Genomic DNA, 13878 nt, shown 5'->3' on the forward strand with positions numbered 1-13878 from the left:
TACGGCGAGGAGGGCCCCTGCGGCGAAGCGGCCCGCGAGCCGTGCCCCCCGCGGTCCCGCCCGTCGGCCGCTCCGGCGGGACGGGGTACGCCCTGTCGGTCCGAGGTCCGAGGTCCGAGGTCCGAGGTCCGAGGTCCGACGTCGAGGTGCCCGGCGGCAGCCGCGTCGTCACCCGGTCTCGGGTTAACCCCACCCCCGATCCGCCGGCAGCCGCCATGGTCCGCCGTGACCGCGATCCGTAGCTTCGAGGTATCGCTACGCGAAGATCGTGAGAGGGCGGGACATTGAGGCTGCGCGGGAACAGGCGCCGGAAGACGGACGACCGGCCGGATCCTCAGGACACGTCCGGTCTCGCCGTCGAACTGCGCGGCGTCCGGCGGCAGTACGGCCGCGGCAAGGGCGCGGTGCACGCCCTCGGCGGCATCGATCTCGTGCTGTCCCGCGGTACCTTCACCGCCGTCATGGGCCCGTCCGGCTCCGGCAAGTCCACGTTCCTCCAGTGCGCCGCCGGCCTCGACCGGCCGTCCGCCGGGTCGGTGCGCCTCGGCGGTACGGAGATCACCGGTATGCGTGAGAACCGGCTCACCGAACTGCGCCGCAGCCGCCTCGGCTTCGTCTTCCAGGCTTTCAACCTGCTGCCGTCCCTCACCGTCGAGGAGAACGTGCTGCTCCCGATGCGTCTGGCCGGACAGCGCCGGGACCGCCGCCGCGCCGCCCAGGTGCTGGCGCAGGTCGGGCTCGCCGACAAGGCCGGGCGTCGGCCCGGCGAGCTCTCCGGCGGCCAGCAGCAGCGCGTCGCCATCGCCCGCGCGCTGGTCGCCGGCCCAGACGTGATCTTCGCCGACGAGCCCACCGGCGCCCTGGACTCCACCACGGCCGCCGAGGTCCTCGGCCTGCTCCGGCACGCCGTGGACACCCTCGGCGCCACCGTCGTCATGGTCACCCACGACCCCGCCGCGGCCGCCTGGGCCGACCGCGTGCTGTTCCTCGCGGACGGCGTCTTCGCCGGTGGCCTCGACCGTGGTTCGCCGGAGCGGATCGCGGCGCGGATGGCCGCCCTGACCTCCCGGACGGGCGCGATGGCGAGGGCCGCGGCGTGAGGAGCCTCGCCCCCAACGGCCTCGCCCGCGCGGCCGTGCGCTTCGAACCCGCCTCGTTCGTAGGCACGTTCATCGCGCTGATGATGTCGGCGCTGATCGTCTCCGCCTGCGGAATCCTCCTGGAGACGGGCGCCCGTGCCTCGGTGCCGGCCGAGCGCTACGCGAGGGCGCCGGTCGTCGTGGCGGCCGACCAGTACGCCCACCTGGTCACGGGCAGCGGCGACAGCCGGTCGGACTCCCCGGCACCGCTGCCGGACACGGCGCGCGTGGACGGCGCCCTGGCGCGCGAGGCGGCCCGCGTGCCCGGCGTGAGGGCGGCGGTGCCGGACTTCGTGTTCCCGGTGCGCCAGGGCGACGGCACACTGACCGGGCACGGCTGGGGATCGCACGCCTTCACCGGCGCGGCGCTCGTCTCCGGGGCCGCGCCCCGTACCGGCGAGGTCGTGCTCGACGCCCGGGCCGCCAGGACCGCGAAGGCCGGCATCGGCGACACGGTCGCGCTCGAAACCGCCACCGGGCGTGCCGACTTCCGGATCTCCGGGCTGGCGAAGGCCGGACCCGGCGACGTGACCAGGGACGCCACCGGCTGGTTCGCCGACACGCAAGCCCCGGCCCTCGCCGGGCATCCGGGCAAGGCCGACGCGATCGCCGTACTGGCGAGGACCGGAGTCGACACCCACGCCCTTGCCGCCGACGTGAAGAGGGCGCTCGCCCACGCCGGCGCGAAGGTGTACACCGGCGAGGACCGTGGCGCCGTGGAGGAGCGCGGTCTCGGGTACGCGAAGGAGACGCTCACCGGTCTCGGAGGCTCCTTCGGCGGGATCGCCGCCGTGGTCGCCGTCTTCACGGCGGCCGGCACGGTCGCGCTGTCCGTCGCCCAGCGCGCCCGGGAATTCGCGCTGCTGCGCGCCATCGGGGCCACCCCGCGGCAGATCCGCCGCGCGGTCGCCGCCGAGGCGCTGCTCATCGCGCCCGCCGCGGGACTGGCCGGCTGCCTGCCCGGGGTCGGCCTCGCGCACTGGTGGTTCGGGCAGCTGAAGGACCGTGGCGCCGTCCCGCGGGCCGTGAACCTGCACGTGTCCTTCATCCCGCTCGTCGTCGCCGTCGGCGTCGGACTGCTGACCGCGCTCGCGGCCGGCTGGGCCGCCGGCCGCAGGCCCGCGAAGATCAAGCCGGGACAGGCGCTCACCGAGGCGTCGGTGGAGCGGCTGCGGCCCGGTGTGATCCGTACCGGGCTGGGCGTCGGCGCCCTCGCCGGGGGCGGGTTCCTCACCGGCCTCGCCGCCCGTTCGGCGGGGGACGACGCCGCCAACGCGGCTCTCGGCGTCGTCATGCTCTTCATGCTCGCCGTCGCGCTCCTCGGTCCTTCGGTGGCGCGGCTCTGTGCCACGCTGTTCTCACTGGCGCTGCGCGAGGGCGGCGCCGCGGCCTCGCTCGCGGCCGCCAACTCCCGTACGAACGCCCGTCGGCTGGCGTCCGCGATCACCCCCATCGTGCTGGCCGTGGCCTTCGCCTCGACGCTCGTCTTCATGCACACGAGCGAGAGCCACGTCGCCGCGCGGCAGGTGCGCGCCGGAGTCACCGCGGACCACGTGGTCACGGATCCGGCCGGACTTCCCGCCGACGCGGTCGACCGGGCCGCCCGGATGCCCGGTGTCGACGTGGCCGTGGGCCTGCTCGACACACAGGTACTCGTGCCGGTCGGCTCCGGAGGCGACCGGTGGCTCCAGGGCGCGGCGACCCAAGGCATCTCCGGCTCCGGCGCGCAGCTCGCGAAGGTGCAGGACCTCGACGTGCTCAGCGGCAGCCTGGAACGGGTCGAAAGAGGCCGGATCGCCATCGGCAGGACGCTCGCCACGTCGGCGAAGGTCGAGATCGGCGACAGGCTGCCGCTCCACCTCCCGGACGGCACCAGGGTCAGTCCCGAGGTCGTCGCCGTGTACGGCCGCGGCCTCGGTCTCGCGACGGTGACCATGGACCGGGCCACTCTGGCCGCCCACGTCACGTCGGGCTTCGACAGCACGCTGCTGGTACGGGGCGGCGACGCCCGAGCCCTGGCTCCGCTCGGCGAGGTCACCGACGCTTCCGGCTACGCCGTCGGGCAGGACGCCGAGCGCGAGCTCAACGCCTGGGCCAACTACACGATGGCCGGTGTCCTCGGCGGCTTCGCGGCCGTCGCTTCCGCCAACACGCTGGTGATGACCGTCCTCGCCCGACGCCGCGAACTGGGCATGCTCCGCCTGGTGGGCGCCACCCGGCTCCAGGTGATGCGGATGCTCCGCTGGGAGGGTCTGCTGGTGGCCGTGGCGGGCGTGGTCCTGGGCACGGCCATCGCCGCGGCCACGCTCGTCCCGATGACGCGCGGCCTGACGGGGGAGTCCCCGTACGTGCCCCCACTGGTGTACGGGGCGTTCGCCGCGGCCGCCGTGGGCCTCGGCCTGCTCGCCGTCAGCCTCCCCGCTCGCGCCGTACTGCGTGACGGGCGGGCCTGAGACCAGCGGACGGTGATCTGTGCGGGCGCCGGTGATCCGGTGGTGTCTAATATGGGCTGTTCGCCCAGCGGGCGGCTGGTCGCGGTCAAGGTGATGCGGCCGGAACTGGCCGACGATCCCGGCTGACCATCGACTGGTGGCCGTGGTGGACGTCCGACTGGCCGTTCGGCGGCACCTGGCCGTTCGTGCTCACAGCCGTGCTCGCGATCACCGGTTGCGTCGCCGTGCTGACCCGGCTTCGGCGCTTCCCGACAGGCCCGGTCCCCCGTCCTGTCCGGCGCCTGCACTACCTGGCGACCGCACTCGCCGGAGGGCTCCTCGCCTTCTACGTCGCTCTGGGCCTCGGAGGGCGGGGGGACCTGTCCTTCCTCGATTCGGGCGCGTGGTTCTTCGTCCTGGGCTGCGTGGCGTCGGTGGCCGGCACGGTCCGGCTGTCGGGCCCGAAAAGCGGAGGCGGGGCAGCCTGACCGGTCGAGGCCCATGGGCGCGGCCCGTTCACGCGGGCCGTTCACGAGGGCCGGGCGACGTCAAGCCCGGCCGTGCGCCATCAGCGCCGCGTGCGGCAGACTCAGTACACCGCCCGGACCCGTGAACTCCGCGCACAACGACTCGAAGTGGTCTTTGATCGCGGCGATGACCGCCGGCTCCTGACTCGTCACGATCTGGCCGATCGTCGCCACTCCCGCGGCGGCTCCGCCCCACCACTCCTCGACCGTCGTCCGATGGTCCCAGGCCAAGGCGTCGCAGACGACGTCCGCCAGACCCGCCTCACCGAGCAGCGCGGCGAAGCCCTGTTCCGTACGGAGGAAGTCGTCTTCGGGAGCGAGGACCGGCAGGTGAGCCGGCCGCGTGACACCTGCCGCTCGGACAGCTCTGCCCAACAGTGCCTGTCCGGCGGCCGGGGGGAGCGCCCAGACGGTGACGGCGATCCGTCCGCCGGGCCGTGTCACCCGTCGCAACTCCGTCAGGGCATCCCGGGGCCGTCCGACATGATTGAGGACGAAGTTGCCGACCACGGCGTCGAACGCGTCGTCGGCGAACGGCAGGCGGGGGAGGGCGGCAAGCCGCACGTCAGCTTCCGGAACCGCCGACGCGGCCCGGGCGACCATGCCGGGTTCGGCGTCCACCGCCGTCACCTTCGCTCCCCGCGCACACGCGACCGCGGTGGCGGTACCCGTGCCCGCCCCTACATCGAGGACCCGTACCCCCTCCCCGACCCCGGCCGCGTCGAGGAGCACAGGCACCGCATACGCGCAGAGCCTGGCGAAACTCGCGGCATAGGCATCGGCCCGCCCCGTCCACGTACGCCGCTCGGACTCGTCGAACGCCGTCTGCACCACTCGTCCTCTCCCCGGAACCACCGCGACCACGACCATAACCCCGCGCCCCGACGCCGGCCCATGGCCGATCGGCAGCGTCAGGGATCAGGAACACGCACGGACAACGGGCCGGTGCACACCTCGCACCGGCCCGTGAGGCCGGAACAGGAAGGGTGGGTTCCGACGCGAATCCGGCGAACTCTCAGGCCTCCCCGGGATTTCCGCTACTCGTCGATCGCCGCGCCGAACCGCGCGTCGGCCGCTGTCGCTCCGAGGCGCGCCCCGTCATAGGTCCACGAATCCGTGGCGGTGAGTCCCGAGGACGACGCGGGAAGGACCCACACGAAGCCGTCGTCCGTGTTCTCCCCCGGTGCCGCCGCCAGCAGACCGAAGCGGCCGTCGGCGTTGGCGTCGATCAACCGCACCTGGCCGCCCCAGCGGTCCGAGGCCTCCGCCGCGCCGGGAACACCGGAGGAGTTCTGGTCGAAGCTGCGCACCCCGGTCGCCGTCAGCCCGCCCGGTGCGCCACGCAGCGTCCAGACCGCACCCGCGTCGGACACGGAACCCACGTCCTCCCCGGGTGCCCCGATGGCGAGATCCGGGCGGCCGTCGCCGTCGGTGTCACCGGAGGACAGCTCGGCACCCCACCGGTCGCCCGCCTCGGCCGTGCCGGGGACGCCGGGGGAGTCCTGCGTCCACGTCTGGGCCGGGGCCGGGTCGAGGCCGGAGAGGTCGCCCTTGCCCAGGTAGACGGAGACGGACCCGCCGACGGGTGAGCCGACCCCCGTGTCGCCGATGGCCAGGTCGTCCTGGCCGTCGTGGTTGAAGTCGCTGGAGACGACCGAAGGACCACCCTCGAACGCGCCGCCGTCGCCCAGCGCATCGACGTCGGGCGCGCCGTGGAGCACCTGGGTGGCACCGATGCCGGGCCGGTCGCCGGTGGTCACACCGGAGATCGCCAGGTCGGCCCAGGAGTCCTCGTTGTAATTGCCGTGGCTGAGGCTCCGGAAGGCGAAGCCGGTCTCCAGCGGGCTCACGTCCCGGGCACGGACTCCCGCGTCCACCGCCCTCAGTTGTCGGGCGGTCGCCGTTGGCGCGGAGGTGAAGAACAGCAGCGTGTCGTTCTCCAGGACGGCGATGCTGTCGCGCGGGCTGGCGTCGGGCTCTGCCGGATCCGGGGCGAAGTACCGGGCCGCTTCGACGGCCAGACCGAACCTGGCGCCGGCCCGCGATCGGCCGGTGTCCTCCAGCCAGGTGCTGTCGGACCCGTGCAGCCCGCTCGGCGAGCCCCAGAAGACGACGGCACCGCCCGCGTCGGACAGTCCGGCCAGGTCCTCGCCGGGGATGCCGACGATCGCGTCGTCGTAGCCGTCGTTGTCCAGGTCACCGGAGGCCACGGCGCTGCCGAAGCCGTCGCCGGCCTCGGAGGCGCCCGGAACGCCTGAGGTGTTCTGGTGAAGGACGCTCTTCTTGGTGGTGCTGAGACCGCTCGACGAGCTGTACTGCACGGAGACGTAGCCCGCGGCCTTGGCACCGCTCACCGTGGCGCCCGGGGCGCCGATCAGCACGTCGTCGAACCCGTTGCCGTCGAAGTCGCAGTTGTGCTGCTGCCAGCCGATGGACGGGAAGGGTGCCACGGCCTGTGCCGCGGGGGCCGCGATCATCGCGCCGCCACCGAGGGCGAACACTGCCGCGGCTGTCAGGGCCGCGCGGGTGATGTGACGCACAGGAGCCAACCTCCTTGAGTTTCTGGACTGCCCGCGGCGTCCTGCTCGGCCGAGGCGGAGGGGTCGGACGGGGCCTGGGGGCGGTACACGTACGCAGTCGGCCGTTCACCGGCGACACCGCCGAACAGAACGCTGTGGGTGCTGACGGTCGTAGAGGCTCGGAACGACGTGGTGCCCGCCGCGACGCGGCATGGAGTCATGCGAAGCCCCCTGGTCCGACAGCGCGGTGAGAACGACGCCCTCTTCCGCTCACCCAGAAGACACCCGAAGTTCGCCCATGGTTGTACTCGGAGCGCGGGACGATCGTCCGACGCGGGGCCGCCGAACTCGCCCGTAGCGCTGGACCCGCGCGACCGTGGCCAGCCCCTCCTCATGGGGCATGAGAAACCGACGGTCGAGCCGCGCGCGGACTGTGAGGGGCGTCCCTGCCGTACTCGCTTCCCTTGCGGCCGGCCTCTGCCGTGGTACGTCGCCACGGCAGAGGCCTGCTCGGCCGTCAGAGCGCTCCGTCGCTCCGGCTCGCACGAGCGCCGTCGGCCCGTGGCGCGCTCAGCCGTCGACGCGCGTGTAGGTGAGGAACACCGCGCCGCTCTTGAGGACGGTGTGGTCCGCGAGTGTCCAGGTGCAAGGGTCGAAGGCGGCCTTGCGGGAGAACAGCGGGATCCCGTTGCCCACGGTCAGGGGGCCGATTTTCAGGATCAAGGTGTCGATCTCGGTGTACAGGGAGCCGGCGAGCTCCGCGCCGCCGAGCAGCCAGATGTCCTTGCCGTCCTGCTGCTTGAGTTCGCGTACGGTCGCCACCGGGTCGTCGGCGACCAGTTCGACGGCCGGGTCCGGGCTCTCGGCCAGGGTCCGGGAGAACACCAGGTGACGCAGGTGGGGGTAGGCGTCGGTGATTCCGGCCGCAAGACCGATCTCGTAGCTGCGTCGCCCTTCGAGAACAGTGTCGAAGTGCGTGCCCTCCGCCGTCACGGACAGTGCCTGCCGGGCCTGGACCGGCAAGGTCTCCGGGTATTCGGCCACGAGATGCTCTATGTAGTCCGCCGGTATGGGCCAGAAGCCGTTCGGCCCGGTGGGGTCGTCGCCGTCCGGGCCCGCGATGAAGCCGTCGAGAGTGGTGGCGATGTAGTGGACGAGTTTGCGCATGCCGGGTTCCCTCCGGTGGTTACGTCGTCACGACGGCCCCGGAGCCGCCGGAAGACGTGCCGAGGCGTGGGGCCGCCGAGTGATCATGGCACTCGACCGGCGACGCGAGTGCCGTGTCGCCGAATTTCGTGAACGTCCGCTCGCGCTGTGTGCCCTCCGCAGTACCGCAGGACCTGCTGATGGTCAGTCAGCCAGTCGGACGGGTCGGGTTCGGCGCGGCGTCGATCGCGCGCATGTGTCACCTCACCTCCAGGGATCTTCCCGTCCAGTTTCGATCGGGTCGCACCTTCGAATCCAGGCGCGCAGGCCTGCCTAGTGCTCTGACCGGGAAGGTTGGCCGGGTTGGTTGGGGCGGTTGGATGGGTTGGGACGTCCATTCAGACCACTGGAGGTGCGGTGGCGGAGCCTGTACGCGTGCGCAGACTGACCGATCAAGAAGGGCAGAAGCTGCCCCGAACGCGATGTCAAGCTCGACCGGATAGAGCACGTCCTGGAGCTCTTCCCGGAGCGGGTCTTTGCCTTCGACGAGTTCGGCCCGCTCGGGATCCGGCCGACCGCCGGCTCCTGCTGGGCGAAGCAGGGCAGGCCCGACCGGCTGCCCGCGACCTACCGCCGCACCCACGGCGTCACCTATTTCCACGGCTGCTACTCCGTCGGCGACGACACACTGTGGGCGTCAACCGCCGCCGCAAAAACACCGCCACCGCCGCATGACTCGTCCCGGCGTCGCAGCGGCATGTCGATCACTTGACGTGTGCGGAGATGGTCCGTGCGCACTCCATCGCCTCCGCATGTGTGGTGTCCACCTCCAGGTCATAGGCCACGCCCTGGTGCACCACTTCCGCCTGGGATTCAGCCATCCCGATGGTCCGATCGCCTCGTGCAACCTCACGGCCTGCGGCCACCGCCGCGTCACACCTGACGCCGACCCACAGCACCTGCAGTTCACCCAGGGCTTTCTGCCATCGCTGCTGTGAGTACGCTCCGCCGAGGAAGACCTCATCGACGATGACCCGGGCGCCTGCACGGGCCATCGCGGCGACCCCCTCGATCCATGCCGCTTCCAGTGTTCGGAACTCAGGACCGACGATCACCGTTCCATCCGGAACGAACTCGATCCCGCCATCCGACGCCTGCATGGACGCCGGCATCGCCTCAACCAGCGTGTCTGTCCCGAGAGCCAGCCATGGATCCGGCAGGACTGTCTGCAGACACCGAACGATCCCGGATTTCCCCGAGCTGGAACCACCGTTGACAACGATCACCTGAGTCATCACCGCGCCACAGTAGAGGCGCCAGGGCAACGGTCGAAATGGATTTCCGCGAGCCCTGCACCGCCTGCCGCAACCCGGCGAACCTATGCGGTCACAGCACTAGCTCCTGTGGTCGTGGCGTACCGGGGCGCAGATACGACGACGTGCCCATCGCCGGACACCCACCAAGGCGCTCCCGGTGTTTTCGCCCGCTCCGGTCCGGGGATACCCCCCGACGAGTGGCAGCGGTGTGCACACGCGAGGGTCGGCTACGCCTTCGGCACCGACCACTCCGCCGGTGCCTCCGGTGCCGTCGAGGTGTACAGCACGCGCACGGGCCGCTTCTTCGCCGGCACCGCGAACACCGTCTTCCCGCGCACACACGAGCCCGCCTTCACGGTCCCCATGAGGGGGTACTCCGGTCGCGGGAGGTCGTCGTACGTCACGCGGCTGGGCTTGATCCGCGTTCCGTCCGCGTACGCGAGTACCCACGAGTTGCGAGTGACCACGGCGAAGCCGTTCTTGAGGCACGCCCTGATCTCGACGGCGGCCCAAGTGAACCCGGTCGTCCCGAACTCCTCGTCGGCGGAACGCCGGAGGTGGAACGTGCCCTGTTCGTACCGGAGCGCGGTCATCGCCATCGTCGATCCGTCGGTCGTGAAGGAGAACGGTGTGCCGAGCGCGCGGGGCGCCTTCGGGTCCGGGTCCGGCTTCGGGTCCGGCTTCGCGGCGGTGCTTTCCTCGGCGGCTCTTGTCGTGCCGGGCTTCGTGGTCGACTCCGCGGGAGCGCCGCCGCCGGTGCAGGCCGTGACGGCGGTGAGCAGCAGGGCGACGGTCACGGTGGGGGTTCGGGTGCGCATGGTTTCCCTTGGTCGTGCGAGCCGAGGGAGGCATCATCGTCTGTGCATCGCCCGCTCCAGATCCATGTGCTCAAGCTGTGACCCGCCCGCCGCCGAGGTCCGGGGTCGGCCGGAACGCGGCGCCGACAGGGCGCTCGAGGTCTTCCCGCCCCGCAGCCTCCGGGTAGGGATCCGCACTTCCGCCACGCCCATGGCCGCCTGTGCTCAGTACGGCCTTCCACCGTGCGGCAGACGGCGGCTCGGCCGTCCTCCGAGTCGGCTTCGCACTGTCGGTCGCCGACGGGGGAGCCGCCCGTCGAGAGGGTGGCTGTGCTCAACCCGTGCAGAATTGACGGGAGTTGTGAAAGGCGACAAGAATGTGGCTCGCTTCGCTGTGTCTGAAGAGAGCGAAGTGACGCGAGCGACGTGAGTGACACAGGCGTCCACGTCTTCGTCGGTCATGTCTTCATGGCATCCGTCCGTATCGCCCGCTCGCACTCTGCCACCTCCCACATCCTTGACCTTCACAGAGGCTCATCTTGTCGCGTTCGCAACAAACACGATTCCTCACCGCCCTCGCGGCAACGGCTTTCGCCGGTGCCGTGGTTCCCCTCGTCGGGGCAGGGGCCGCAAGCGCCACGACGTCCGGCGACTGCCAGTCCGCCACGGTCCAGTACCGCATCGTCGACGCCGACGGAAAGCCCGTGGGCGCGGACTGGTCCTCCCAGGGCGGGTTCCACCAGTGGGACACCGTCCCCGGAACGGTGGAGGTCCGGCTGGCCCCCGGCCAGAGCGTCGGCGACGGCTGCAAGTACCCCGTCTCCCTCGCCGAATACACCACCGAGGGGCCGAACTGGTTCGTCTCCGGTCACCAGGCCCTGGTCGACAAGGCCACCGTCTACCTCACCGCCGCGGACGTCGCGGACTCGGCCGACGCGAAGCAGACCTGGCAGAAGCTCGAGGTGCGGGCGCCCGACTGCTACGGCCAGATCGACCTGTACGGCGACGACGTCTCGTACGACGGGAAGACCGGGGAGGGTCACGGCCCCCTGCCCTATCAGCCCGACAACATCGCCACGCCTTACCACCTGATAGCCGCCTGGAACGGCGGCGAGAAGCCGTGCGCCCCCGCGACACCGGACTCGCCCTCCCCGTCGGAGTCCACCCCCGCCACGCCCACCACCCCCGCGGAGAGCGAGCCGCCGGCCGACAAGACGACGGAGCCCGCCGGTCCCAAGCCGTCCAGCACGCCCTCCACGACGCCGGACGTGCCCCCGCTGACGTCGACGCCGCCGGCCACCCCGTCGCCGTCGCCCAGCGGCAGCACGCCGCCGCTGGCCGAGACCGGTGCGAGCGGCCCGCTCGGGCCCATCGCGGCGGGTGCGGCCCTGGTGATCGTCGCCGGAGCCGGTGCGGTCGTCGTGTCCCGCCGCGCGCGTCGCTCCTGACGCGGACACCCGGGATCACTCCCGAACGCTAGGCAGTTCGCAGGTTCCGCCCGCAGGACATCGACGCCCACCCGCGTCGACCCTGCGGGCGGAGCTGTAGGGGCAGGGGCAGGGGCAGGGGCAGCGGCAGCGGCAGCGGTGGGTCACGAGGTGGCCGGGTGGCTCGAACCTTGTTCGGAGGACGTGATGCGGCACACATGTTTTCCCGGTGCACCCCGCTTACCAGCCACTTCGCTCGGTTCATGTGTGGTGACCGACCGTCAGGACGGCCAATTCCGCATTTAGTACCCGGGGTTACATCTGTCGAGTCGATCGAGCTTGCTATCGTGTTACTCGTTGGTAGCAATCCGTAGGGGGCCCCGGGAGGCCGGCGCGCATGTCGCCGGCGCTGCCTGGGCGGATTGGCCGAGACGGACGTTCTGGCAAGGGGGCCAGGCGGACGCGGTATCTGCGCGTACCCATGACGCGGCCTTCGAACTCCAGTCTTCTCGCTCACTCATCCGAACAGGTGAGACTCGTCCTATGGCTCGTTCCCTGGTCGATCTATTAACTTTGCACGCTTCCCGGCAACCCGACCGGACCGCCTACCGGTACCTCGTCACGGGCGACTGCGACGGAGAGATCCAGGACATCTCCTACGCGCGGCTCGCCGAGCGGTCCCGGGCCATCGCCGCCTGGCTCCAGGAGCGCGGCCTTGCCGGTTCCCGCGTCATGCTGCTGTATCCGCCCGGCATCGAGTTCATCTGCGGTTATCTCGGCTGTCTTTCGGCCGGGGCCGTCGCCGTGCCGGGCCTGCCGCCGCACGGGCGGTCACAGAACCACCGCGCCCTGCTCCGGATGAAGCGCCTGATCGCCGACGCGGACGCCCAGGTGATCCTGGGCGGCCGCGAGGTGATCGCGGCCCTCGCCACCATGGCGGAACACCTGCCCGAACTGGCCGGGATCACCTGCGTCGCCACCGAGGACATCCCCGACGAGGCGGCCGGTTCCTGGCGTGAACCCGACCTCACCGCCGACTCCGTCGCCTTCCTCCAGTACACCTCCGGATCCACCTCCGCCCCGCGCGGGGTGATGGTGACCCACGGCAATCTGCTGGACAACGAGCGGGTCATCACCGAGCGGATGGGCCACACACCCGACGTGATCGAGGAGTACGACCATGAACTCTTCGTCAGCTGGCTGCCCGTCTACCACGACATGGGCCTCATCGGCCCGGTCCTGAACGCGGCCTACCTCGGCGTGACCGCCACCCTCTTCTCCCCGCTGCACTTCCTGCAACGGCCCGAACGCTGGCTGACGGCCATCAGCCGGTACCGCCCGCACACCAGCGGCGGTCCCAACTTCGCCTACGAGCTGTGCCTGAAGCACACCACACCGGAGCTTCTCGACACCCTCGACCTGAGCCGGTGGAAGGTCGCCTTCAACGGCGCCGAACCCGTGCGGGCCGCGACCCTGCGCCGGTTCACCGAGACCTTCGGCTCGGCCGGGTTCCGCCGCGAGGCACTGTATCCGTGCTACGGCCTGGCCGAGGCCACGCTGATCGTCACGGGCGGTTCGGTGCACGCCCCGCCCACACTGGCCACCGCAGCCGCGGCCGCCACCACCGCCACTTCCACTGACGGGACCGGGGCGCGCGCCATCGCGTCGGAGGTCAGGTCGGTGGACGCGGCGGCGGTGGGTTCCGGCCGGCCCGGCCCCGGCATCACCGTGGTGATCGCCGACCCCGAACGGCAGGAAGAACTGCCCGAGGGCGAGGTCGGCGAGATCTGGGTGTCCGGCGCGAGTGTCGCCAAGGGCTACTGGCGCAACGCGCTCGCCACCCGGCAGACCTTCCGGGCCGGCCTCGCGGGGCGCGAGGGCCGCTTCCTGCGCACCGGAGACCTCGGGTTCCTGCGGGACGGCGAACTCTTCGTCACCGGTCGTCTCAAGGACCTGATCGTCATCGAGGGACGCAACCACTACCCGCAGGACCTGGAACTGTCCGCCGAGATGTCCCACTGGGCGCTGCGGCCCGGCTGCACCGCCGCCTTCTCGGTGGACGTCGGGGGAGAGGGCGAGCAACCCGTCGTCGTGGCCGAGACGGCACCGGAGGCGGTGGGCGAGTCCGAGAAGATCATCGATCTGATCCGCGGCGCGATCAGCGAGGCACATGGCCTGCCGGTACGCGACGTCGTGCTCGTCCACCCCGGCACCATCCCCAAGACGTCCAGCGGGAAGATCCAGCGCCGTGCGTCCCGGGCGGCGTATCTCGACGGCACGCTCTCCCTGGTCGGCGGGCCCGAGACGAGTTGACGGCGTCCGCCGGCGGTGCGCCCACGCGCCGCCGGCGGATCAACGGCCGCTTCGGACACGTCTGTTCGGTGGTCGCGGACGGTGCTGCGACGGTCGTGCGTCAGCGTCAGCGTCGGCGCCAGCGTCAGCGCCGGCGCCATGGGAGTCGTACGGCGCTCGTACGACCGCCGGAATCCGCCGCTCCTCACCCGAATCCACCCTCCACCCTCCACCCTCCATCGTCTGCCGTCTGCCGTCTGCCGTGCACTGTCGGCGGCAGCGG

10 protein-coding genes and 1 pseudogene are annotated in these 13878 nt (G+C 71.5%); 6 read left to right on the forward strand and 5 right to left on the reverse strand.

Annotation, left to right across the window (positions count from 1 at the left end):
- Nucleotides 1-284: 284 nt before the first annotated feature.
- From ACFYW9_RS14775 to ACFYW9_RS14785, 3 genes are all read left to right on the forward strand, one after another.
- Entirely contained in the window at nt 285-1100 is an 816-nt protein-coding gene (locus ACFYW9_RS14775) for an ABC transporter ATP-binding protein (RefSeq protein ID WP_389149355.1), read from the forward strand.
- On the forward strand, nt 1097-3592 hold the full coding sequence (locus tag ACFYW9_RS14780; protein ID WP_389149358.1) for an FtsX-like permease family protein: 2496 nt from the start codon (nt 1097-1099) through the stop codon (nt 3590-3592). Before ACFYW9_RS14775 ends, ACFYW9_RS14780 begins: the two co-directional genes overlap by 4 nt.
- A 185-nt stretch (nt 3593-3777) precedes the next feature.
- Nucleotides 3778-4059 carry a hypothetical protein gene (locus ACFYW9_RS14785; RefSeq protein WP_389149361.1) on the forward strand — a complete coding sequence of 94 codons (282 nt, stop codon included), beginning with the start codon at nt 3778-3780 and terminating at the stop codon, nt 4057-4059.
- Between the two features lie 60 nt (nt 4060-4119).
- On the opposite strand, the gene ACFYW9_RS14790 is transcribed toward ACFYW9_RS14785, so the two are convergent.
- The 3 genes from ACFYW9_RS14790 to ACFYW9_RS14800 form a co-directional block, all read right to left on the reverse strand.
- The gene (locus tag ACFYW9_RS14790; RefSeq protein WP_389149364.1) at nt 4120-4968 is read right to left on the reverse strand and encodes a class I SAM-dependent methyltransferase; all 849 of its coding nucleotides are present in this window, start codon (nt 4966-4968) and stop codon (nt 4120-4122) included.
- Between the two features lie 167 nt (nt 4969-5135).
- Nucleotides 5136-6638 carry an FG-GAP repeat protein gene (locus ACFYW9_RS14795; protein ID WP_389149367.1) on the reverse strand — a complete coding sequence of 501 codons (1503 nt, stop codon included), beginning with the start codon at nt 6636-6638 and terminating at the stop codon, nt 5136-5138.
- Nucleotides 6639-7187: 549 nt separating this feature from the next.
- Nucleotides 7188-7784, reverse strand: a complete 597-nt coding sequence (locus tag ACFYW9_RS14800) for a dihydrofolate reductase family protein (RefSeq protein ID WP_351863819.1) — start codon at nt 7782-7784, stop codon at nt 7188-7190.
- Nucleotides 7785-8235: 451 nt separating this feature from the next.
- Between ACFYW9_RS14800 and ACFYW9_RS14805 the strand changes: the two are divergent.
- A pseudogene (locus ACFYW9_RS14805) lies at nt 8236-8477 on the forward strand (IS630 family transposase); the annotation flags it as partial.
- A gap of 50 nt (nt 8478-8527) precedes the next feature.
- On the opposite strand, the gene cpt reads toward ACFYW9_RS14805, so the two are convergent.
- On the reverse strand, nt 8528-9058 hold the full coding sequence (cpt, locus tag ACFYW9_RS14810) for a chloramphenicol phosphotransferase CPT (protein WP_389149637.1): 531 nt from the start codon (nt 9056-9058) through the stop codon (nt 8528-8530).
- 248 nt (nt 9059-9306) lie between these two features.
- Nucleotides 9307-9897, reverse strand: coding sequence for a hypothetical protein (locus ACFYW9_RS14815; RefSeq protein WP_389149371.1), 591 nt, complete (start codon nt 9895-9897; stop codon nt 9307-9309).
- Nucleotides 9898-10478: 581 nt separating this feature from the next.
- Between ACFYW9_RS14815 and ACFYW9_RS14820 the strand changes: the two genes are divergently transcribed.
- Together ACFYW9_RS14820 and ACFYW9_RS14825 are read left to right on the forward strand one after the other, a co-directional pair.
- The gene (locus ACFYW9_RS14820) at nt 10479-11324 is read left to right on the forward strand and encodes a hypothetical protein (RefSeq protein ID WP_389149374.1); all 846 of its coding nucleotides are present in this window, start codon (nt 10479-10481) and stop codon (nt 11322-11324) included.
- Between the two features lie 522 nt (nt 11325-11846).
- Nucleotides 11847-13616 (forward strand): fatty acyl-AMP ligase, encoded by a 1770-nt coding sequence (locus ACFYW9_RS14825; protein ID WP_389149377.1) that lies wholly within the window; start codon nt 11847-11849, stop codon nt 13614-13616.
- The last annotated feature ends 262 nt before the right edge of the window (nt 13617-13878 follow it).

It is taken from the genome of Streptomyces sp. NPDC002698, assembly GCF_042888945.1.
Classification (GTDB): Bacteria; Actinomycetota; Actinomycetes; order Streptomycetales; family Streptomycetaceae; genus Streptomyces.